Origin of the sequence: Massilia forsythiae (assembly GCF_012849555.1) — a bacterium.
GTDB lineage: Bacteria > Pseudomonadota > Gammaproteobacteria > Burkholderiales > Burkholderiaceae_D > Telluria > Telluria forsythiae.
In genome coordinates, this window is the sequence record NZ_CP051685.1 from 4966725 (window position 1) to 4989158 (window position 22434).

At 65.4% G+C, this 22434-nt stretch carries 15 protein-coding genes; 11 read left to right on the forward strand and 4 right to left on the reverse strand.

Annotated elements, in window-relative coordinates:
* Positions 1-18 precede the first annotated feature (18 nt).
* A complete protein-coding gene (locus HH212_RS20855; RefSeq protein ID WP_170204253.1) occupies positions 19-2766 on the reverse strand; it encodes a sensor domain-containing protein in 2748 nt (915 codons plus the stop codon).
* 374 nt (positions 2767-3140) lie between these two features.
* Positions 3141-3626, reverse strand: coding sequence for a hypothetical protein (locus tag HH212_RS20860; RefSeq protein ID WP_170204254.1), 486 nt, complete (start codon positions 3624-3626; stop codon positions 3141-3143).
* Between the two features lie 199 nt (positions 3627-3825).
* Between HH212_RS20860 and gntR the strand changes: the two genes are divergently transcribed.
* The 3 genes from gntR (at position 3826) to wrbA (ending at position 7942) form a co-directional block, all read left to right on the forward strand.
* Complete coding sequence (gntR, locus tag HH212_RS20865; RefSeq protein ID WP_170204255.1) at positions 3826-4860, forward strand: HTH-type transcriptional regulator GntR; 1035 nt, start codon at positions 3826-3828, stop codon at positions 4858-4860.
* Between the two features lie 157 nt (positions 4861-5017).
* Positions 5018-7114, forward strand: coding sequence for a putative bifunctional diguanylate cyclase/phosphodiesterase (locus tag HH212_RS20870; protein WP_170204256.1), 2097 nt, complete (start codon positions 5018-5020; stop codon positions 7112-7114).
* A gap of 228 nt (positions 7115-7342) precedes the next feature.
* Positions 7343-7942, forward strand: a complete 600-nt coding sequence (gene wrbA / locus HH212_RS20875) for an NAD(P)H:quinone oxidoreductase (protein ID WP_170204257.1) — start codon at positions 7343-7345, stop codon at positions 7940-7942.
* An 18-nt stretch (positions 7943-7960) separates the two neighbouring features.
* Here wrbA and HH212_RS20880 read toward each other — a convergent pair whose 3' ends face one another.
* On the reverse strand, positions 7961-9160 hold the full coding sequence (locus HH212_RS20880) for a cation:proton antiporter (RefSeq protein WP_170204258.1): 1200 nt from the start codon (positions 9158-9160) through the stop codon (positions 7961-7963).
* 299 nt (positions 9161-9459) lie between these two features.
* On the opposite strand from HH212_RS20880, the gene HH212_RS20885 reads away from it, so the two are divergent.
* From HH212_RS20885 to HH212_RS20910, 6 genes are all read left to right on the forward strand, one after another.
* Positions 9460-10668: an ABC transporter substrate-binding protein gene (locus tag HH212_RS20885; protein WP_211172544.1), complete on the forward strand. Its 1209-nt coding sequence runs from the start codon at positions 9460-9462 to the stop codon at positions 10666-10668.
* Between the two features lie 12 nt (positions 10669-10680).
* Complete coding sequence (locus tag HH212_RS20890) at positions 10681-11574, forward strand: carbohydrate ABC transporter permease (RefSeq protein WP_170204259.1); 894 nt, start codon at positions 10681-10683, stop codon at positions 11572-11574.
* Entirely contained in the window at positions 11571-12536 is a 966-nt protein-coding gene (locus HH212_RS20895) for a carbohydrate ABC transporter permease (protein ID WP_229217388.1), read from the forward strand. Before HH212_RS20890 ends, HH212_RS20895 begins: the two co-directional genes overlap by 4 nt.
* 10 nt (positions 12537-12546) lie before the next feature.
* Positions 12547-13653, forward strand: coding sequence for an ABC transporter ATP-binding protein (locus HH212_RS20900; protein ID WP_170204260.1), 1107 nt, complete (start codon positions 12547-12549; stop codon positions 13651-13653).
* A gap of 116 nt (positions 13654-13769) precedes the next feature.
* Positions 13770-14807: a LacI family DNA-binding transcriptional regulator gene (locus HH212_RS20905; RefSeq protein ID WP_170204261.1), complete on the forward strand. Its 1038-nt coding sequence runs from the start codon at positions 13770-13772 to the stop codon at positions 14805-14807.
* Positions 14808-15136: 329 nt separating this feature from the next.
* Complete coding sequence (locus tag HH212_RS20910) at positions 15137-17791, forward strand: type VI secretion system Vgr family protein (protein WP_170204262.1); 2655 nt, start codon at positions 15137-15139, stop codon at positions 17789-17791.
* A 132-nt stretch (positions 17792-17923) separates the two neighbouring features.
* Here HH212_RS20910 and HH212_RS20915 read toward each other — a convergent pair whose 3' ends face one another.
* The gene (locus HH212_RS20915; RefSeq protein WP_170203683.1) at positions 17924-18952 is read right to left on the reverse strand and encodes an IS5 family transposase; all 1029 of its coding nucleotides are present in this window, start codon (positions 18950-18952) and stop codon (positions 17924-17926) included.
* 233 nt (positions 18953-19185) lie between these two features.
* Here HH212_RS20915 and HH212_RS20920 point away from each other — a divergent pair, with 233 nt between their 5' ends.
* Together HH212_RS20920 and HH212_RS20925 are read left to right on the forward strand one after the other, a co-directional pair.
* Positions 19186-20946: an esterase/lipase family protein gene (locus HH212_RS20920; protein WP_308633219.1), complete on the forward strand. Its 1761-nt coding sequence runs from the start codon at positions 19186-19188 to the stop codon at positions 20944-20946.
* On the forward strand, positions 20943-22433 hold the full coding sequence (locus HH212_RS20925) for a T6SS immunity protein Tli4 family protein (protein ID WP_170204263.1): 1491 nt from the start codon (positions 20943-20945) through the stop codon (positions 22431-22433). Before HH212_RS20920 ends, HH212_RS20925 begins: the two co-directional genes overlap by 4 nt.
* Position 22434: the final 1 nt, after the last annotated feature.

A 22434-nucleotide genomic window follows, 5' to 3' on the forward strand; every position in this document is an offset into this window, starting at 1 on the left:
CGGTCGCCGCGCCGCCGCTCACCCCGCGCGCAGCAGCGCGCCGAGCGCGTCCAGCGGGATCGGGCGCGCCAGCAGGTAGCCCTGCGCCTCGTCGCAGCTGGCGGCGCGCAGGAAGTCCAGCACCTCGGCGGTTTCCACGCCTTCCGCCACCACCTGCATGCGCAGCGCGTGCGCCATGTCGACGAAGGCCTTGATGAAGTCGAAGGCGCTGATGCGGCCGTCTTCCTGCATCACGAACGAACGGTCCAGCTTGAGCACGTCGATCGGGAAGCGGCGCAGGTAGGCCAGCCCGGAATAGCCGGTGCCGAAGTCGTCCACCGCCAGCTTGACGCCCAGGCCCTGCAGCTCGCCCAGCATGGCGGCGGTGCGCTCCATGTCCTCGATCAGCGCGCTTTCCGTCACTTCCAGTTCCAGGCAATGCGGCGCCAGCCCGCTGCTTTCCAGCACCGTGCGCACCTCGCCGACGAAGCCGGGCTGCGCCAGCTGGCGCGCCGAGACGTTTACCGACACCCGCAGCGGCCGGCCCAGCTCTTCCACCAGCCGGCGCGTCTGGAGGCAGGCCTCGCGCAGCACCCAGCCGCCGATCGCGACGATCAGCCCGGTCTCCTCGGCGATGCCGATGAATTCGCCGGGCGGCACCCGGCCCAGCTGCGGATGCTGCCAGCGGATCAGCGCCTCGAAGCCGACCACCGTCATGCCGTCCAGGTCGATGCGCGGCTGGTAGTGCAGCTCGAATTCCTGGCGCGCCAGCGCCGGCCGCAGCGATACCTCGAGCGCCATGCGCGCCTGCGCCGCCTGGGTCATGGCCGCCTCGAAGAAGCGGTAGCGGTTGCGCCCGGCATTCTTGGCGCGGTACATGGCGGTGTCGGCGGCCTGGAACAGCAGCTCGCGGGTGGTGCCGTCCTGCGGGTACAGGCTGATGCCGATCGAGGCGCCGATGATCACGTCCTGGGCGCCGATCCGCACCGGCGCGGTCAATGTCTGCAGCAGCTTGGCGCCGATGCGGGCGGCGGCCGCGGCGCCGCTGCCGCAGTCGGCGGCCACCACGAATTCGTCGCCGCCCAGGCGCGCCACCACGTCGCCGGGCCGCAGCGCGCTGCGCAGGCGCGCCGCCACCTCGCACAGCAGCTCGTCGCCCAGCTCGTGGCCGAAGGAATCGTTGATTTCCTTGAAGCGGTCGAGGTCGAGGAACATCACCGCCACCGCGGCGTCCGCCGCGCAGCGTCCCAGCATCGCCTGCACGCGCTCGTGCAGCAGCGCGCGGTTGGGCAGGCCGGTCAGGGTGTCGTGCGTGGCCAGCTCGTGCAGCCGGTGCTCGGCCTGCTTGCGATCGGTGATGTCGGTCATCAGGCCGGTCACGCTTTCCAGCACGCCGTCGGCGCCGCGGCGCACGCTGCCGTTGAACAGCACGTGCAGCGCATGGCCGTGGGCATGGCGGATCACCGCTTCCACACCCTGCACCCCGGCGTTGCCGGCGCGCGCCAGGCTGCTCCACGGGAAGGCGACGAACAATTCGTCCAGGCAGCGTCCGACCAGCGCGTCGCGCGCCTGGCCGGCGAGCGCGCACAGGGCCGGATTGACGTCCAGGATGCGGCCGGCGGCGCTGGCCAGCACGTAGCCGGACGGCGTCATCTCGATCACCTCGCGGAAGCGTTGCTCGCTCTCGCGCAGCCGGCGCTCGGCCTGGTCGCGCTCGGTGAGGTCGCGGATGATGGCCTGGAAATAGACCTGGCCGCCTTCCTCGAACAGCGACACGTGCACCTCCGCCGGGAAGGTGCTGCCGTCGCGGCGGCGCTTGGTGATGCGCAGCAGGTGCGTGTTGCCGGCGCGCAGGCTGTCGAACAGCGCGGCGTCGTAGGTATAGCCGTCGTCGATGTCGCGCACGCTGCGGCCGACGAATTCGTGTTCGGCATAGCCGAAGTGGGCGCAGGCGCGGCCGTTGGCGGCGACCACGCGCAGTTCGCGGTCGGCGATCAGGATGCTGTCGCCGGCCTGCTGGAACAGGTTGCGGAAGCGCGCCTCACTTTTCCGGAGCGCGTCGGCGGCGCTGCGTTTCTCGGTGATGTCGTGGAAGTACACGGACAGGCCGTCCTCGGTCGGATAGGCGCGCATCTCGATCCAGGCGCCCGGATGCCACTCGACCTCGGCCATGGCGGGCTGGCCGCTCTCCATCGCCGCGCGGTAGTGCGCCATCAACACCGTGCCTTCGAGCTGCGGCACCACTTCCAGCAAGGGACGGCCGACGCCGCTGCCCGGCTCGACGCCGACGAAGCGCGCCGCCTTGCGGTTGGCGTACACGATGCGCCAGCCGCGGTCGAGCGACACGAAGGCGTCGCCGATGCTTTCCAGCATGACGTTCATGCGCTCGCGCGACTGGCGCAGCGCGGCGCTGGCCAGGCGGGGCTCGGTGACGTCGCGCGCGCTGGCGTACATCAAGCCTTCGACTTCGGACCAGCGCCCCGACATCGACAGGTAGATCACGCGCCCGTCCTTGCACAGCCAGCGCAGCTCGCGCTCGCGGCAGTCGGCGCCGGCGCGCACCGCCACGCCGAGCTCCTCCAGCGCGCTGCGGTCGTCCGGGTGCAGGACATCGTAGCAACTGCGTCCGGCCAGTTCCGCCGGCTGGTAGCCGAGGATGTCGCGCACCGCCGGGTTCACCCGCAGAATGATGCCGTGGCGATCGAGTACCGCCATCAGGTCGAAGGTATTGTCGATATGCGCGTTGCAGTCGTCACACGGTGACGTGAAGGCCAGGGGCAGGGTCATGGGTTCCATTCGGCGTGCGGCGCGGCCGCGGCGGATTCCAACAGGGCAGGACTGGTCGCGACCAGCGCCGGCGGTGCGCGCGGCTGGCGCACGTCGGCGGTGCGCCGCGTCCGATCGGGACATGGCTGCAAGAGAATTTTAACATTCCCTGTGGAAATATTCAGTACGCATCGACACATTCTGCGTACCGAGGCCGAGTGTGACGCAAATGTTACGGAACAACTGACATTACGATATGACGCATGCGCCCCTGGCGGGCACCGCGGGCGGAAGCGGGGGCCGGCAAGGGCAGGCGATCCGCCGCAGCGGATGCCTGCCGAAGCAGCGCGCACGATCTCGGGAGACGGCCGGCTGCGCGCGCGCGCCGGTGGCGCTCAGCGCCGCGGCGGCTTGTCGGCGTCGAGGTCGTCCTGCTGCGGGCGGTCCGGCGGCAACTGGCCGCTCTGGCTGGACTGGCTACCGCTCTGGCGGCTCGTGCCCTGGCGCCCGGGATCCTGCTGGCCGCCTTGCCGACCGATATCCTGCTGGGTACCGCCCTGGCGGCCAGCGCCCTGATCGCGGCCGATATCCTGCTGGCGACCGACATCCTGCTGGCGACCGATATCCTGCTGGCGGCCGCTATCCTGCTGGCCGCCGCTCTGCCGGCTGACATCCTGGTTGCCTTGCCGTCCGCCCAGCAGGCTGTCGTCCTGCAAGTCGTCGTCGCGCCCTGCGCCCTGGCCGCGCTGCGCATTGCCCTGCGACGGCGAACTGCCCGACTGGCCCTGGCGCCCGCTCTGCAGGTTACCGCTGCCGGCCTGGTTCGGCGTGCCCGGATTTCCCTTCATACCCTTGTCCTTGGGATCTTGATTGGTCGGCATGATGGTCTCCTGAATAAGTGGATAAGAATCTCATCGTAGGACATCTTAATGGACCGGCAATCGGACAATCTGCCAGGCTTGCGTAGGATGTCCCGCACAAAGTCAGCAGTATTTCAGATGAAAAATTGACATGTTGATCAATTCGTGGCGCAATCGCGGGTCGGCCGCGAGTCGGCCAGTTTCCGGGACGACAACAATAATGAACACGACCAGTGCAGGAAAAGGCAGGGGGAGGGGGACCGGGCGCGCCACGCTGGAAGCGGTGGCGGGCCTGGCGGGGGTATCCACGATGACGGCGTCGCGCGCGCTCAGCCAGCCGCGCCTGGTGTCGGACGCCACCCGCGCGCGCGTCGAGCAGGCGGTGGCCGAACTCGGCTACGTGCCCAACCGCGCCGCGCGCGCGCTGGCCTCGGCCCAGTCGCGCGTGATCGTGGTGCTGGTGCCGTCGCTGTCGAACGCCGTCTTCACGGCGGTGCTGGACGGCATCCACGACGCGGTCGAGGCCAGCCAGTACCAGCTGCTGATCGGGAATACCCGCTACGCCGCCGCCGAGGAAGAAAAGCTGCTCAACATCTACCTGCAGTCGAACCCGGACGGGGTGCTGCTGTCCGGCCACGCGGACAGCCCGCACGTGCAGCGCGTGCTCGGCAATTCGCGCATCCCGATCGTGTCGATGATGGACCTGGCCGACGGGCCGGACGAGCTGTCGGTCGGCTTTTCCCAGATCGACGCCGGCGGCGCCATGACCGATTACCTGCTCGGCAAGGGCTATCGGCGCATCGCCTTCATCGGCGCCCAGCGCGACGAGCGCACGCTGCGCCGGGCCGACGGCTGGCGGCGCGCCATGGCGGCGGCCGGGCTGGGCGACGAGCGCCTGGAGATCATGGTCGGCGAGCCGTCCACCATCGCGCTGGGGGCGCAGCTGATGCAGCGCGCGCTGCGCGAGGTGCCCGGCTGCGACGCCGTGTTCTGCTGCAACGACGACCTGGCCCAGGGCGCGATCTACCACTGCCAGCGCCACGGCGTGCGCGTGCCGGACGACGTCGCCGTGGCCGGCTTCAACGACCTGCCGTCGTCGGCCTGGATGCTGCCCTCGCTGACCACGGTCGACACGCCGCGCTACCGCATCGGCTTCGAGGCAGCGTCGCTGCTGCTGGACGTGATCGCCGGGCGCGAACCGGCGCAGCGGCGCATCGACCTCGGCTTCACGCTGCGCCCGCGCGAAAGCGCATGAGCGTGGCCGATCGCGCCCGCGCGGCGGCCTTGCAGGCATCTTTTCCTACAGGCTACCTGTCTAAATAGACAGGTATTTGATGCAATTTTGATGCAGATTTTTTGACGTCCCTTCCCTATACTGCAATCGGACCCCATTCAAACCTGAAAGGATTTCCATGGCTGTCCAGTTGCATGGCGGGCAGGCGGGCAGCGGCGCCGACGCGTGGTTCCGCCCGCTGTTCGAGGGGAACGGGCTGGCGATGCTGGCGTGCGACGCCCAGTCCCTGCGCGTCCTCGACCTGAACCAGGCGATGGTCGAGCAGTTCGGCCATGGGCGTGCGGCGCTGCTCGGCATGCACCTGCCGGAACTGCTGGCGGCGCAGGACGGCGCGGCCGGTCCGTTCGGCCGCGTGCACCGCTTCCTGCATGCCGACGGCAGCGCGCGCCAGGTGTTGCCGCAGCCGTGGCCGGTCGGCGCGGCCGGGCGCGCCGCCGACACCGATGCCGATGGCGCCCACGGCGGCCTGGTGCTGGTGGCGCTGCAGGACGTGACCTTCCTGGTGGACGAGCAGGCGCGCCTGATGGACGACCAGGACGAACTGCGGCGCGCCCAGGCGCTCGGCCTGATCGGCAACTGGCGCTGGGACGGCGGCCGCGGCGCCGTGCTGGCGGCTTCGCCCGAAGGCTATCGCATCCTCGGCTTCCCGCCCGGCGACCTGCCGGTGGGGCCGCGCGACGTGCTGGCGCGCATCCACATCGAAGACCGCGCCGCGGTGCTGGCGGCGCGCCGGCGCGCGCTGGCCGAGCCGGAACGCCACGTCGACCTGCAGTTCCGCATGGTGCAGCCGGACGGCGAACTGCGCTGGGTGCACGTGGTGGCCGAGGTGCGCCGCGACGGCGCCGGCCCGCCCGCCCTGTCCGGGCTGGTGCAGGACATCACGGCGCGCCGCGGCGTGGAGGAAGACGTGATGCGCCTGGCCTACTACGACACGCTCACCGGGCTGCCCAACCGCAACCTGTTCGAGCGGCATTGCCGTGCGCGCCTGGCGCAGCTCGGCCGCGACCGGCTGGCCTGCCTGATCGTCGACCTGGTGCACTTCCGCGACGTGAACTATGCGCTGACCCACCTGTACGGCGACCTGCTGCTGGCGCTGGTGGCCGACCGCCTGGGCGCCCTGATCGACGGCGCCGGCCTGCTGGCGCGGGTCGACGCCCGCTTCACCATCCTGCTGGAAGACGCCGACGAGGCCCGGGCACGCCACTGGGCGGCGCGCATCCACGAAGTGCTGGAAGCGCCGTTCTCGGTGGTCGGCATCTGGTGCGCGCTCGGTGCGCGCATCGGCGTGGCGCTGGCGCCGAGCCAGGGCCGCGACTACCACACGCTGCTGCGCAAGGCCGACATCGCGCTGTACCAGGCGGCCCAGGCCGGACGCAACACGGCGGTGTACGACGCCGGCATCGATCCGCACACGCCGGGGAGGCTGTCGCTGGTGGGCGACTTCCGCGCCGCCATCGAGGATGGGCAGCTGCGCCTGTTCTGCCAGCCGAAGGTCGACATCCGCTCGCGCCAGATCGTCGGCGCCGAAGCGCTGGTGCGCTGGTGGCATCCGGAAAAGGGCTGCATCGCGCCGGAGTCCTTCGTGCCGCTGCTGGAATCGACCGAACTCATCCACCTGCTCACCGGCCACATGCTGGAAGGGGCGGTGGCCCAGTGCGAAGCCTGGCGCAGCGAAGGCGTGCTGCTGCCGATCGCGGTCAACCTGTCGGCGCGCGACGTCGGCGTGCTGGCCCTGTCGGAACAGCTGCGCGCGCTGCTGGAACGGCACGGCTCGCGCGCCGGCATGATCGGCCTGGAAGTCACCGAGAGCAGCCTGATGAGCAACCCGACCGCCGGCATCGCCGAACTGCAGCGCCTCAGCGCGATGGGCTTCCGCCTGTACGTGGACGATTTCGGCACCGGCTATTCCTCGCTGAGCTACCTGAGCCGGCTGCCGGTGGACGTGATCAAGATCGACCACGCCTTCACCATGAAGATGATCGACGACCCGCGCGCGGCGGCGATCGTCAAGTCGACCATCCACCTGGCGCACGACCTGGGCATGGAAGTGGTGGCCGAGGGCGTCAGCGAACGGCGCATCTGGGACGCGCTGCAGGCGCTCGGCTGCGACGAGGCGCAGGGCTACTACATCGCGCCGCCGCTGCCGGCCGAGGACCTGCTGGCCTGGGCCAGATCGTCCCCGTACTCCCTGCGCGGAGAACGCGCAACGGCTTGAGCGCCGCACCGCTTCCTGTGACGCTCCCGGTGGCCACGTGCCGGTAAACGTCGTCCCCGCGCAGGCGGGGACCCATGCACCGCTTCCACAGCCGATCACCGCGCCCACCGCCCGCAACCCGAAAAACCGCGATCCCTACAGCGCCCCGCGCCTGTCGCGCAGCGAGCGCCGCCCCCGGTCCGCTTGCGCTAGCATGACTTTTCCCATTCAAGCAAAGGAGCACTTCCCATGGCAAAAGTCCTGGTCCTGTACTACTCCACCTACGGCCACGTCGAGCAACTGGCCAACGCCGTCGCCGAAGGCGCCCGCGCCGCCGGCGCCACCGTCGACGTCAAGCGCGTCCCGGAAACCGCGCCGGAAGACGTCGCCCGCAACAGCCACTTCAAGCTCGACCAGCAGGCCCCGATCGCCACCGTCGACGAGCTGCCCGGCTACGACGCCATCGTCATCGGCGCCCCGACCCGCTATGGCCGCATGCCGTCGCAGATGGCGGCCTTCCTCGACCAGACCGGCGGCCTGTGGGCCACGGGCGCGCTGCAGGGCAAGGTCGGTGCCGCCTTCACCTCGACCGCGAGCCAGCACGGCGGCCAGGAAACCACGCAATTCTCGATCATCACCAACCTGCTGCACTTCGGCATGGTGGTGGTCGGCCTGCCGTACAGCTTCGCCGGCCTGACCACGCTCGACGAGATCGCCGGCGGCAGTCCATACGGCGCCAGCACCATCGCCGGCGGCAAGGGCGAGCGCCAGCCCAGTGCGATCGACCTGGACGGCGCGCGTCACCAGGGCGAAGTGGTGGCGAAGACGGCGGCCAAGCTGTTCGGCTGAAGCGCCAGTCCGCGCCGGTCAGCTTGCCCTGGTCACCAGCTGCATCACCCGGCGCAGTTTCGGCGCCACCATCGGCGTGGTCAGCATGGTGCTGCCGATCGCCATCAGCAGCAGGGCGGTAAAGGTGGCGCTGGTGATCAGGCCCTTGTCGAGCAGGATGTTGACGAAGATGATCATGATCAGCGCCTTGGTCTGCAGCAGCCAGCCGATGACCGAGGCCTCGCCCGGTCCCCAATTCAGGATGCGGCCGGCGATGCGCACGCCGATCAGCTTGCCGGCGACGGAGGCCGCCAGCAGCACCCCTGCGGCCAGGAACACGGCGGCGCCGCCGCCTTCCCAGCTGGTCTTGAGGCCGGTGCTGAGGAAGTACACCGGCATCAGCGTCAGCAGCAGGTGGTGGCGCAGCAGGTCCATGTTGCGCTGGTCGAACCAGTGCGCATCCATCACCACGCCGGCCAGGAAGGCGCCTACCATGAAGTGCAGCCCGGCCCAGTCGGCGGCGAGGGCGCAGGCGGCCAGCCAGATCAGCGCCACCGGCCAGCGGTCGCGTTCCTCCAGCCTGCCCATCAGCTTGCGGAATCCCCAGGCGGCGGCCACGAAGCCGAACAGGAAGCCGGCCTGGCGGCCGACGCGGGTCCAGTCCAGCAGGATCACGGCCAGCACGCCCCAGATGGCGACGTCGTCCAGGCTGGCGTAGCGCAGGATGCGCTGGCCGATCGGCTCGCGCAGGATGGCCAGCTTTTCCATCAGCAGGATCAGGATCGGCAGCGCGGTCACGGCGCAGGCCATGCCGACGCCCATCACGAATTGCCAGTCCGCGGCCCTGGCGCCTTTCCATCCCACATAGCCCAACATGCCCAGCGCCGCCACGCAGCCGAACAGCAGCGGCGTGCCCAGCGCCAGCGAGGCGGTGATCACGCTTTCGCGCCGGTGCTCCCAAGCCTTCTTCAAATCCAGCTCGATCCCGGCGATCATCACGAAGATCATCACCGACCACCAGGCGATGCCGGACAGCGCGCCCGTCACCTGCGGATTGAACACGAAGCGGTAGTACTCGGGATAGGCGCGTCCCAGGATGCCGGGGCCGAGCAACACGCCGGTGATGATCTGCACGATCACCAGCGGGGCGTAATAATCGGTGCCGCCGATGCGCCAGACCAGCCAGGGCAGGGTCAGGATGATCAGCATGGCGAGCAGGAAAATCTCGGTCGTTCCCATCGTGTCTCCAGTGTGGACGGTGTTTTATTACCTGGCCGATCGCACCCGGCCTGGGTGGCTTGCCAAAGTTTTTCGCCATTCTGCCCAGTTTTGTAGGAAAATTCACCTATATATTTTCTATTTGACACTAAAACCGGCGCGGGCTATGCTCCCGAAAAAGTCATGGTAACGTTTCCAACGCGTGCCGCAGTGACAGCCGGGATGGAGACGAGATGTTCCGAGCAGGCACGAAGGCGGCCGCCGCGCGGCTGCGCTTGTGGTTGCGTGGCCGGCGCCGCGCAGCGCATGGCCTGGCGCTGATGCTGGCGGCAGCGCCGGCGCTGGCGGCCGGCGCGCACCAGGCGGCGCCGCGCGCCGAGGTGATCCACTGGTGGACCTCGGGCGGCGAATCGGCCGCGGTGCGCCAGGTGGCGCAGGCCTACCGCGCCGCCGGCGGCGAGTGGGTCGACACCGCCATCGCCGGCGGCGACCAGGCGCGCGCCGTCACCCTGAACCGCATCATCGGCGGCAATCCGCCCACCGCGGCCCAGTTCAACACCTCCAAGCAGTTCCTCGACATCATCGAGGAAAACCTACTCAACGACGTCGACGCGGTGGCCCGGCGCGATGGCTGGGACCGCTTGCTGCCGGAGCCGATCCTGGGCGTGATCCGGGTCGGCGGCCATTACTACGCGGCGCCGCTGAACATCCACATGCAGACTTGGCTGTGGTATTCGAAGGCGGCCTTCGCCCGCGCGGGCGTCAAGGCCGAACCGCGCAGCGTGGACGAGCTGTTCGCGGTGCTCGACCGGCTCAAGGCGGCCGGCCTGGTCGCGCTGGCGCACGGCGGCCAGCCGTGGCAGGAAAACATCCTGTTCTCGATGATCCTGTCCAACCTGGGCGGGCGCGACCTGTACCTGCGCGTGGTGCGCGACCGCGACCAGGCAGCCATCCGCTCGGGCGACTTCCGGCGCGTGCTGCTGGCGTATAAACGCCTGCGCGACTACGTCGACCCGGCCGCCCCGGGGCGCAACTGGAACGACGCCACCGCCTTGCTGATCACCGGCCGCGCCGGCATCCAGATCACGGGCGACTGGGCCAAGGGCGAGTTCACCGCCGCCGGCATGCTGCCCGGGCGCGACTTCGGCTGCCTGCCGGGCCTGTCCGCCGCCAGCCCCTACCTGGTGCAGGGCGACGTGCTGGTCTTTCCCAGGACCGACGATCCGGCGACCGTGCGCGCCCAGCAGCTGGTGGCGCGCGTGGCCGGCGACCCCGGCGTGCAGCTGGCCTTCAACCGTTTGAAGGGTTCGCTGCCGGCGCGCCTGGATGCCGACGTCTCCGGCCTGGACGCCTGCGCGCGCGCCGGCATGGCGATCCTGCGCGAACGCGGACGCGCGCTCGGCGTCACCGAGGTGTACCTGACACCGGACCAGAACGGCGCGCTGCAGGACGTGCTGACCGCCTACTGGAACACCGACATGCCGGTCGAGCGCGCCCAGTCCAGCATCGCCTCGGCGCTGCGCTACTGAATGAAAGGCGCCATGGCCACCACCGCCCGCCGCAAGCCCGCATCCGCGCACATCGCGCCGCACATCGCGCCGCACATCGCCTTGCTGCCGATGGCCGCCACCGTGCTGGCCGGCTACGTCGGCGCCGCCCTGTGGACGGTCTACATCTCGCTGACGGCGTCGCGCACCTTCCCGTCCGGCCGCTTCATCGGCCTGGCCCAGTACCGGCGCCTGTTCGACAACGAGCGCTGGATGCTGTCGCTGCACAACCTGGCCGCCTATGGCGCCGTGTTCGTGCTGGCCTGCCTGGTCATCGGCTTCCTGCTGGCGGTGTGCATCGACCGCCAGGTGAGCGGCGAGGGCGTGCTGCGCACCGTGTTCCTGTATCCGTATGCGATGTCCTTCGTGGCCACCGGCCTGGTGTGGCAATGGCTGCTGGCCCCTGGCGACGGCATCGACGGCCTGCTCGGAAACATCGGCCTGCACATCGACTGGATCGTGCGCCAGGACCTGGCCATCTACGCGGTCGCGCTGGCCGGCATCTGGCAAGCCTCCGGGCTGGTGATGGCGCTGCTGCTGGCCGGGCTGCGCGGCGTCGACCCGGACATCTGGAAGGCGGCGCGCCTGGACGGCATTCCGGCCTGGCGCGTGTACCTGCAGGTGGTGCTGCCGATGCTGTGGCCGACCGTGGCCACCGTGCTGCTGCTGCTGCTGACCGCAGTGGTCAAGCTGTACGACGCCGTGGTCGCCATGACCCAGGGCGGACCCGGCACCGCCAGCGAGGTGCCGGCCAAGTTCATCATGGACCACCTGTTCCTGCGCTCCAACGTCGGCCTGGCCTCGGCCGGCGCGGTGCTGCTGCTGGCCCCGGTTCTGGCGCTGCTGGCGCCGTACGCCTACGCGCGCAGCCGCAGGGAAGCCGCATGAACCGCCATCCGCCCGTCGCCGCGCCCATGGCGCGCGCCGTGGCCGTGCCGCCGCCGCGCTCCGGCCGCGTCCGCGGCGAAGCCGGCCGCCGCGGTAAACGTCCGCGCCGTCGCGGCAGCCGCAGCGCACGCATCGGCTTGTACGCCTTCCTGGTCACCGCCGCGCTGTTCTTCCTGCTGCCGCTGTACGTGATGGTGGTGACGTCGCTGAAACCGATGGAAGAGATCCGCCAGGGCGGCATCTTCGCGCTGCCGCACGCGCTCACGCTGGCGCCGTGGCGCCAGGCCTGGAGCGGCGTCTGCACCGGCGCCGCCTGCGAGGGCGTGCGCACCGGCTTCTGGAATTCGGTGGCGATCGCCGTGCCCAGCACCGTGCTGGCGATCCTGCTGGGCGCGGTGAACGGCTATGCGCTGTCGTTCTGGCGCCCGCGCGGCGCCGGGGTGCTGTTCGCGGTCCTGCTGGCCGGCGCCTTTTTGCCGGTGCAGGTGATGATCTACCCGCTGGTGCGGGTGATGGCGCTGGCCGGCCTGTTCGGATCGCTGCCGGCGATCGTGCTGGTGCACCTGGTCTTCGGCATGCCGGTGATGACGCTGCTGTTCCGGAATTACTATGCCGGCGTGCCGCACGAGTTGTTCCAGGCGGCGCGCATCGACGGCGGCGGCTTCTGGCGCATCTTCTTGCAGGTGATGCTGCCGCTGTCGCTGCCGGTGATCGTAGTGGCCGCCATCATGCAGGTGACGGGCGTGTGGAACGACTACATCCTCGGCCTGGTGTTCGCCGGGCGCGACAACCTGCCGATGACGGTCCAGCTGAACAACGTGATCAACACCACCACCGGCATCCGCCTGTACAACGTCAACATGGCCGCCACCATCCTGACCGCGCTGCTGCCGCTGGCCCTGTATTTCCTGTCCGGCCGCTGGTTCGTGCGCGGCATCGCCGCCGGCGCCGTGAAAGGCTGAGCTCCACCCCATGTCCAACGTCCACCTGCGCGCACTGCGCGTCACCCTCGGCGGCAAGACCGTCATCCAGGGCCTGGACCTGCGGGTCGAGCCGGGCGAGTTCCTGGTGCTGCTGGGACCCTCCGGCTGCGGCAAGTCGACCCTGCTGCACGCCATCGCCGGCCTGGTCGACGTCGACGAGGGCGTGGTCGAGATCGGCGGGCGCGACCTGACCGACGCCGACCCGAGCGAGCGCGGCATCGGCATGGTGTTCCAGTCGTACGCGCTGTACCCGACCATGACGGTCGCGGACAACATGGCCTTCGGGCTGCGCGTGGCCGGCATGCCGAAGGACGAGATCCGCCGCCGCGTGGGCAACATCGCGTCGATGCTGCAGCTGGAGGCGCTGCTCAAGCGCAAGCCGGCGCAGCTGTCCGGCGGCCAGCGCCAGCGCGTCGCCATCGGCCGCGCGCTGGTGCGCGAGGCGCGCGTGCTGCTGTTCGACGAACCGCTGTCCAACCTGGACGCCAAGCTGCGCGCCGACCTGCGCCGCGAACTCAAGTTGCTGCACCAGTCGCTCGGTTCCACCATGATCTACGTGACCCACGACCAGGTCGAGGCGATGACGCTGGCCAGCCGCATCGTGGTGATGCAGGGCGGGCGAATCCAGCAAATCGGCGCGCCCGCCGACGTGTACGCGCGCCCGGCCAACCGCTTCGTCGCCGGTTTTCTCGGCGCGCCGCCGATGGCCTTCGTCGACGGCGCCCTGGACGCCGCTGGCGTGTTCCGCGCCGGGCCGCTGGTGCTGGACGGCCTGGCGCAGGCCGAGGAGGCCGGGGCGGCCTTGCCGCCGCGCCCGGTGGTGCTGGGCGTGCGCCCGGAACACGTGACGCTCGCGGAGGGTGCGCCCGGCGCCGGCATGCTGGCCGGCGAAGTCACGCTGGTCGAACCGATGGGTAACCACCAGGTGGTGTGGCTGCGCTGCGGCGGCCATGTGCTTTCGGCGCTGGTGCACGACGCACGCCGCTTCGCGCCGGGGCAGGGCGTGGCATTCCGTATCGACGCGGCGCGTGTCTCGCTGTTCGATCCGGACACGGGCGTGCGGCTGGAAACGATGCGCGCGCCCGTGCAAATTTAGGCAAAGACCGGCGTGGGGATGGATACATGGCGGCGCGGATGCGGTATGCTCCGCATCTTGCCAACCTGTTTACTAAACGCGGCGATCAACAACATCAAGCGGACGAGGACCTGCCTGTGGCGACAATCAAGGACGTAGCGAAGCTGGCCGGCGTCGGCCTGGGAACGGCGTCGCGCGTGGTGAGCGGGCGCGGCTCGGTGTCGCCGGCGACGCTGGAGCGCGTCAAGAAGGCGATCGACGAACTCGGTTTCCGGCCCTCGCACGCAGCGCGCCAGCTGCTGTCCGGCACCAGCCGCATGGTCGGCGTCTACATCCCGGTCCTGAGCGGCACCTTCTACACGCCGATCCTGCAGATCATCGACACCCAACTGCGCGCCGCCGGCCTGCACATGGTGCTGGCCTTCGGCGCCGGCCTCGGCGACGAGCGGCGCCAGGCCATCGAAGGCATCGAATTCCTGGTCGAACGCGGCTGCGACGGCCTGATCGTGATGACCGGCGCCCTGCAGGAAGCCGACGTCGCCGCGCTCGGCGCCAAGGCGGCACGCCTGGTGGCGCTGAACCACAGCTTCGCCTCGCTGCCCGAGCAATGCTTCACGGTCGACCACAAGCTGGGCGGCCGCGTCGCGGCGCGCGCGCTGCTCGACCACAAGCACCGCCGGATCGCGCTGGTGGAAGGCCCGCGCCGCCTGGAAGACAACAACGAACGCGTGGCCGGCTTCCTGGAAGAGCTGGCCGCGCAAGGCATCGACCCGGACGGTGTCTGGCGCGTGGAGAGCGATTTTTCGCCGGCCGGCGGCTGGGCCGCGGCCAAGCAGCTGCTGGATTCCGGTTACGCCTGTACCGCGCTGTTCTGCGCCAACGACGAAATGGCGGCGGGTGCGCTGTCGTACTTCCAGGAAGCCGGCGTGCGCGTGCCGCACGAGCTGTCGGTACTCGGCTACGACGACACGCCCAGCGCCGCCTTTTCGGCGCCGCGCCTGACCACCGTGCACATGCCGTGGCGCGAGATGACCCAGAACGGCATCGACGCCTTGCTCAACCTGTGCTACGACATGAAGCGGCCGGTGATGCGCGATTTCCCGGTCAGCCTGACGGTGCGCGCCTCGCTGGCGCCGGCGCCGGCTGCGCGCGGACGGCGCAAGGCGGCCGCCTGATCGCCTGCCGCGCAGCCGGCGGACGCGCGCGCGGCTTTTTTTTGCGTCCAGTTTGGAAAGCTTTCCATATCGTCGCTGCGTAACCGATCCAGTTCGCCCACCGATAACGACAACGCGGCCGGCGCTACCGCTGGTTCCTCGATCCGCTGTAGTGCCGCGGCGAATGGCAAAGCGGCTTTGGGTAAATGCGCTGATATTTGACATGTTGATGTTTTAGATCAATGCATCAATTCCACCTCATAAAGTGTTTCCATTTGACATCCAAAAATGGTGGAAGGGAGGTCACCATGACCGGGTCCAGGTAAATGGCCGGAGGCCGGGATGTGCAAATGAACTTGAAAGCCTTGATGGAGGCGTTGGCCGGCATGTCCGAGGCCGACCGCCCCATCCGTTTGCGGTTGTCACATGCGCAGCAGGTATTGGAAGACGTCTTGCTGGTCAAGCGCGTCGTCGGTAGGGAAACGGTCTGCGGGGGCCTGGATTACCGTCTTTTATGCGTGTCGACGCGCGCCGATCTGGCGTTGAAGGAATTCATCGCCTTGCCGGCCGAACTGCAATTCGTGACGGATCGCGGCGAGCTGCGATCAGTGTGCGGCATCGTCGCGCAAGCCGCGGCCGGCCAGAGCGACGGTGGCCTCGCCACGTACGAATTGTTCATCCGCGATGCCTTGGCGCTGATGGAGCAACGCGTCAATACCCGTGTCTTCCGCAGCCTGAACGAGCTGGACATCACCAGGATCATCCTGGGCGAATGGCGCCGAAGTAATCCGGTACTCGCAAAAGCCTTCGATATCGATTGGTCGTGCCTTACCGGCACCTATCCGGCCCGTGAATTCACGATGCAGCACAATGAATCCGACGCCGACTTCCTGCGCCGCCTGTGGAAACGGCGCGGGATCGCCTGGTGCATCCGGCCGGGCCAGCCGGGCGCGTTGCGGACCCGGGAGACCGCGGCACACACGTTGGTGCTGTTCGACGATGCATTCAAGTTGCCGCGACAGGCTGCAGGCACGATACGCTTCCATCGCGACAGCGCCACCGAAAAGAGCGATGCCATCGTCGCCTGGAGTCCGGTACGCAAGCTCAAGCCCGGCAACGTCGGTCGGCTGACCTGGGATTATCTGCAGGGCCGCGCGACGACCAGTACGACGGCGTCGTGCATCAACCAGGGAACGACCGGCAACCGTTTTGCGGCCAGCCTGGACGATTACCTGATCGACGTGCCGCATGCGGGGGCCAATCGCGACGATTACTGCGAACTCGGCGAACTGCGCATGAAGCGTCATGAATACGAGTCGAAATGGTTTCATGGAGAAGGCAGCGTGCGCGCGCTCTGTGTCGCGCAGTGGTTCACCCTGACCGGGCATCGCGACATCGACAAGCATCCGGAAAAGGAACGGGAATTCATCGTCACCTCGCTCGAGGTGGACGCCGAAAACAACCTGCCGAAAACCATCGACGAGCCCATACGCCGCCTGTTCGCGGCCAACGGGTGGCACGATGCCTCGTCCGCCGACGCGCTGCGCCAGGCGAGCGTAGAACGCGGCACGCGCTACGCCAACCGTTTTTCCTGCGTACGGCGCGGCATTCCGATCGTACCCGCTTTCGACCCGCGTACCGACTTGCCGCGCCCGCAACTCCAGAGCGCGATCGTGGTCGGTCCACCGGGCGAGGAAGTGCATTGCGACGAACACGGACGGGCCAAGGTGCGCTTTCCAGGTACCCGCGTGGAAGACCACAGCCATGCGCACGGCGCCGGTGCCAGCGGCAGCGACCGGGATTCGGCGTGGGTGCGGGTCGCCAGCAGCTGGGCCGGGAACGGCTACGGATCGATCGCGCTGCCGCGCGTCGGCGACGAGGTGATCGTCGATTTCCTCGGAGGCGATCCGGACAAGCCGATCATCGTGGCCCGTGTGTATGGCAACGAAGCGGCGCCGACCTTCAGCCATGCCGGTGCGCTGCCCGCGAACCGCTACCTGGCCGGTATCAAGAGCAAGGAAGTGCAGGGCACGCGCTACAACCAGCTGCGATTGGATGACACGCCCGGCCAGATCAATGCGCAATTGTCTTCACAACACGGTCATAGCGAGCTGAACCTGGGATGGCTCACCCACCCCCGCAGCGAAGGCAGGGGACAGGCGCGCGGCGAAGGGGCGGAGTTGCGCAGCGACGGCGCGGTTGCGGTGCGCGGTGCAAAGGGCGTACTCATCAGTGCGAGCGAACGAACCAAGGCCGGCGGCAAGCAGCTGGACCGCACGGAACTGATCGGCCTGGTGGAGGCACTGCAGGGCGTCCAGCAGCATCTGTCCGAATTGTCGCTGGCGCATTATGCCGACGAGAGCGATGACAAGGAGCTCAAGCAATTGATCGGCTACCTGCGACAGTGGGAAGCCGGCAGCAATACGGATTCGGACGGTACCGGTGGCGGACAGCCTGTGGTGGCGCTGTCGGCCCCCGCGGGTATTGCCGTGACGAGCCATTACAACGTGGCCATCGGCGCGCAGACCCATGTCGACATGGTCAGCGTCGGCAATACCCAGCTGTCCGCCGGCAAGAAGCTGCTGGCGCGGGCAGCGGATAGCATCAGCCTGTTCGCGCATCGGCTCGGCATGAAGCTGGTGGCCGCCAGTGGCAAGCTGGAATTGCAGGCGCATGGCGACGATATCGAATTGACGTCGTCCAAGCGCATCGTGCTGACTGCCAACGACGAGATCGTGCTGCAGGCGCCCAAGCTGCGTTTCGTGGCGCAGGGGGCGCAGGTCGATATCGGCGGCGGCACGATCGCGCAGCAGAGCAGTGGCGACCATGTCATCAAGTCGGCCAAGTTCATTCACGTCGGGCCGGGTGGAGGAACGCCGCCCGGCGTTACGCTGCCGACAACCGATGCCACGCACCACCAGCAAGTCATCTTGCGCTGGGTAGGTAGTGATGCGCCGATCAAGAATCATCGGTATCGGATTACGACGGAAGGCCACCTCGAATAACCCAGTTTTGAACGTCAGCAGGCAATCTGAACCACGATTTAGCGTGCCGCGACTCTCCGACAACGCGATTTTTGATCGCGACACGTACATGAACAGGCTGGTTTGGCAGCCGCAGGCTGCCAAACCGTGGGTTTAGAACGGTGCCAGACCGCGTTCTTTCAAGAATACGAGACGCTTGAGGTTGTAACTGGCAGCCTTCAACTGCAGGACGAAGGTCGTGCGCACGATGCCGAGGCAGCGCACCAGTTTTCCACCCATTTGAGCCAGGGCGCCGAATACATGCTCGACACGGGCTCGCGGTGTGGCGATCGCGCGGTTGCGCCGTTTCTGCGTCTCGGAAATGCCTTTGGTCGCATGGCCGCGTCGTTGAATATGCACGCGCCACCCGGCTTGTTTCAATCTGGCTTCGCGTTCGATACTGGGGTAGCCACGGTCGGCATAGACATCCCGGCTTGTGTTGCTCAGGTCGAGCAATTCCTCGAAGACCGTGGTGTCGGCTACGGCAGCATGGGTGATGGCGATCTTGCGGATCAGCTTGCAACGCTTGTCGACGCTGGCGTGCAGCTTGTACCCAAAATGATTCTTGCCGTGCTTTTTGGTCCACTTGGCATCGACGTCCTTTTGCGCGCGCTTATGCGGTTTCCAGCCTAGCGGCATCGTGCCTTCCTTGACCGTCTCGGCCTCTTCCCGCTTGTTACGTTGAACCGGGGCTTGGACCAGCGAAGCGTCGACGATCTGGCCGCAGCGGGCAAGATAGCCTTGCGACAGCAGCTGTTGCTGGACTTGCTCGAATACTTGATTGCCTACGCCTGCCTGGGCCAAACGGTCACGGAACAGCCAGATCGTCTTGGCGTCGGGGATGCTGCTGCTTTCCGTCAGGTCCAGAAAACGCAGGAAGCTGCGCCGGTCCAGCAACTGATACTCCAGCGCGTCGTCGGCCAGGTTGTAGAGCTGTTGCAGCACCAGGATCTTGATCATCAACACTGTCGGGTATGGCGGACGGCCGCCCTTGGCACGCGACGGACGCGGCGCGGCGGCATCGATGCTCCCCGCCAGCGCCTCGAAATCCACATGCTCGGCCAGGCCCACCAGCGGATCGCCCAGCTTCGCGCGCCGGTCCTCGCGCTCCTGCTCGGCAAATAGACTGATCCGGGGTTTCATCACGGCGACACTCACTGGCTTGGTTCGATCTCAAGATTTTACCCAGCCGGCGTCAGGTCAGCCGAGGTTTTTAGAGGTGGCCGGAAGACGGGCGCACGTTCGAGGGTCGAACGGATGAAAAAGGTATTACCGAACGTTTTAAGAGTGTTATTCCGTTCGGACAATATGTCGTGGAGGCGCTTGACGACTGAAGGGTTCGCTACCTTCACTCTAGGTTTTATCAACGAAAGCTTATGATGACTAATTCAGAGCACCGTCTACCTGCTAAACAACATAAGAATGCTGCTCGCAAAGCCGAGGGTTTTGCAACTCCGCAGCAAGACAAAAAACTACAGTGTGCTCGGATTCTTCCCAAGCGTGTATTACCAATTATCTTTCTGCCCGGTATTATGGGGTCGAATTTGCGCATGAGCCAAAAGCGGCAGCAGGAACTGAAGCGGAAAGATAATATCTCATGGCGGCCAGATATTTTGGGTGCGGGGAACGTTAGGCAGAACAGCAAGTTTTCCGCCCGAGAACGACAGTTGCAACTTGATCCCTTGGAAACTACCGTCGACATTTATGATCCTGCAGGGCCTTTCGATATCAGCGGTGACGGGCGACATAGTAATGTAGAGCTGAACAAGGACTTCCACTCTTCGTTACTCGTGGATGATCAAGTAACTATACAAAATGGACGCACAGCTGTCCAAAAGGCGCGTGCTCGAGGTTGGGGTGAAGTCTACTTCAAAAGCTATGGAAAGCTGCTGCAGCACCTCGAATCGCGTCTCGGCTTTACAATTTTCGATGGCAAGGTACGGGATGAATGGCGCGATGTAATTGGTGTTAATCCGGGGGCGTGGCAGCCACATGCGAGCTTGCCGCAACAAGCAATAACTGAAGAAGAACTGCTGAATGTAGTATCTGGCTGCTGGTTTCCAGTTTATGCGTTCGGTTATAACTGGCTGCAGTCCAATGGTAGGAGCGCTGTAGACATCGCAAGTCGTATCAATCGAGTCATGGAGGAATTGAATCAATCTGGTTATGAATGCAATCATGTGATCGTTGTTACTCATTCCATGGGCGGATTGGTTGGGCGAGCACTGGTTCATCCTTCCTACGGAAATATGCAAGACAAGATTCTAGGTGTCATACACGGTGTCATGCCAGCGATCGGAGCGCCAGCGGCTTACAAAAGGATGAAGGCGGGGTTTGAAGATCCTGGTTTGGCATTTGCAGCCGAAGCAAGCATTGCTGCCAAAGTTTCAGGAAATTATGGTGACGAGGTTACTGCAGTGCTGGCAAATTCGCCAGGCGGGCTGCAGTTGTTACCTACTGGATCATATGGAAATGGGTGGCTTCGGATTCGACATAAAGGGCATGACTTGGAGTCTTGGCCAAAAAACGGAGATCCATATGGCGAGATCTATAAAATCAAGAGGAAATGGTATGCACTGTTTCGCGAGGATTGGATAAACCCCTCTGGGAACCTTCCAATCCGTGGAGGTGGGACATTTGTACGGACATGTGAATACCTGGATTACGCACAATCTTTTCACAAACAGATTGCGAACACATTCCATCTTAATAGTTACGCACATTACGGGGCAGATAGACAGCAGGCAAGCTTCGGGCAAGTAATATGGGAAATTGGAGAGAACTGTGCTGATCCAAGCGGCTGGCAAGAATGGCCTATAATTAGTGATTCGAAACAAGGTAAATTAGAGCTTGTTCGATGGGATATGCTCGGCCGTAATGCAAAAAATTTTGTTCTTGTAGAAGAAGGTGTGCCTGACTCAATCTACGCAACAATAGCGCCGCCAACGTCAGTCGGCGATCAAACTGTACCTGCTCAATCCGCTGATTATCAACTTAATAGTGGTGTATTTAAGGCGGTGTTTCGTCAAAGTGGGTACGATCATCAATCTAGCTATAAAAACGCGCGCGTTATTGCCGCCACCCTTTATAGCATTATCCGTATAGCTCAAAGTGCAAATTGGAGATGTAAAATATGAGCGTGTCAAAACGCAAGAGGAAGTTTCGCTTTGTTTGTCTAGTTGTGGCTCTGATTTTTTGCGGTTGCGACCATACGCCCAATTCATGGAAAAAACCGAACATGATTTCACTTTCTCCACGTCTGCAAGACGTCTTTGCAAAAACGAAGGCTGTATGTTTTGGTAGGTTCGTCGTCGAAGTCCCTGCAGCCGCAACAGTCGTATGGGGCGAAGTGGCACTGCCGCTAGATGTAGAGGTATATATCGATGGTGCTAAGCAAGTCGCGGATATGGCTGATAAGTTTATAGCCGATCTGAAAAGCGAAAAAGCAATCAATCAAAAAAATGTGCCGTTACTCCTTTCGGTTGATCAAACAGGTCATCCTGAAGGCCGACTTGTTACTGGCTACGAAAGTTTCGAGTCGATTAACGGACTTAAAATCAGTGGATTTTTCAGTTTTAACAAAGATGGTGTGGTAATAAGATCACGTCCAATGCGTGAAGATCAAAATTTGGCGATTGCGGAAATTAAGAGTATTGCTAATAGATTGCGCCAGCGGTTGCCGAATGAAATTCCTAGTGAGCCGGGAAATTGTTTAGAGAACGGGTTTTTGCTGGATAGGGCTGGCGTCGATGAAAATCGATCCTTTGAACATGTCCGCATCGGTGTTCGTTTGGATGAAATTCCTGATGCGCATTTCTCGATTTACGTCGCGCCTTCCAACCCGGACGATCCAGAAGGTGACTCATTGAAGAGACAGTTCGATCGCATTAGGAACGATCCGATGACCCCAGAGGAAGCGAAGGTACTAGCAGCCACCAGATTTTTGCGCGAGAGTACACGCGAAATCGGTGATTGGAAAACCGGCTACGAAGTGTTAATGCGTTCGCCGGACGAGGATGGCTCACATACGCATCACGATTTCCAGGCAAAATTTTTAGGCGTAGCGCGTGATCCGTACAAACCTTACGCAGACATCCAGCTTCAAACTGGTGTTTCCGACAATGCTGCGGGCGCAACCAAGGCTAGTCTCACAGACGAGGAAGCCCTGGCAGTATGGGACAAGATCACCAGTTCGATCCGCGTACGTCCCACCACCGCTTCACCAAACAAGAATGCACACGCCGAGTCCGCCCCACGGTTACCGCTCGGAGAACTCGCCGCCACTGGCCGTACCTGTCCGCAAACCGGCTGGTGGCAGGCGGATGAAGCCGGACCGGTCGAAGGCGGAGCGCGCCGGTATTTCAAATCGGGGGAACGGATGCCGCATGTGATGGCACTCGGTGAGCCGTCGCTATGGCAGAAACTCAAGGGAGAGCGACCATCCTATCGCAGCGGCACCGTATGGAAGCTGGTCAGCTACGACGACGCGCCTGCCCAGCCGCATGCGGTGGCAGCGGCATCACCTGCGCCGGCTGGCGCCGCCGATCCACACGGTTCCGGTACCGCGCCCGGCAACCCGGCCGACGGCCAGAACGGCGCCACCCTACCAGACCACAAAGGCTGAC

Excerpts from the sequence above, each read along its gene's own strand:
- HH212_RS20910 (WP_170204262.1), top strand. The coding sequence starts at position 15,137 with ATGAACTTGAAAGCCTTGATGGAGGCGTTGGCCGGCATGTCCGAGGCC.
- HH212_RS20855 (WP_170204253.1), bottom strand. The coding sequence starts at position 2,766 with ATGACCCTGCCCCTGGCCTTCACGTCACCGTGTGACGACTGCAACGCG.
- HH212_RS20870 (WP_170204256.1), top strand. The coding sequence starts at position 5,018 with ATGGCTGTCCAGTTGCATGGCGGGCAGGCGGGCAGCGGCGCCGACGCG.
- HH212_RS20885 (WP_211172544.1), top strand. The coding sequence starts at position 9,460 with ATGCTGGCGGCAGCGCCGGCGCTGGCGGCCGGCGCGCACCAGGCGGCG.
- HH212_RS20860 (WP_170204254.1), bottom strand. The coding sequence starts at position 3,626 with ATGCCGACCAATCAAGATCCCAAGGACAAGGGTATGAAGGGAAATCCG.
- gntR (WP_170204255.1), top strand. The coding sequence starts at position 3,826 with ATGAACACGACCAGTGCAGGAAAAGGCAGGGGGAGGGGGACCGGGCGC.
- HH212_RS20925 (WP_170204263.1), top strand. The coding sequence starts at position 20,943 with ATGAGCGTGTCAAAACGCAAGAGGAAGTTTCGCTTTGTTTGTCTAGTT.
- HH212_RS20890 (WP_170204259.1), top strand. The coding sequence starts at position 10,681 with ATGGCCACCACCGCCCGCCGCAAGCCCGCATCCGCGCACATCGCGCCG.
- HH212_RS20895 (WP_229217388.1), top strand. The coding sequence starts at position 11,571 with ATGAACCGCCATCCGCCCGTCGCCGCGCCCATGGCGCGCGCCGTGGCC.
- HH212_RS20915 (WP_170203683.1), bottom strand. The coding sequence starts at position 18,952 with ATGAAACCCCGGATCAGTCTATTTGCCGAGCAGGAGCGCGAGGACCGG.
- HH212_RS20920 (WP_308633219.1), top strand. The coding sequence starts at position 19,186 with ATGATGACTAATTCAGAGCACCGTCTACCTGCTAAACAACATAAGAAT.
- HH212_RS20900 (WP_170204260.1), top strand. The coding sequence starts at position 12,547 with ATGTCCAACGTCCACCTGCGCGCACTGCGCGTCACCCTCGGCGGCAAG.
- HH212_RS20880 (WP_170204258.1), bottom strand. The coding sequence starts at position 9,160 with ATGGGAACGACCGAGATTTTCCTGCTCGCCATGCTGATCATCCTGACC.
- wrbA (WP_170204257.1), top strand. The coding sequence starts at position 7,343 with ATGGCAAAAGTCCTGGTCCTGTACTACTCCACCTACGGCCACGTCGAG.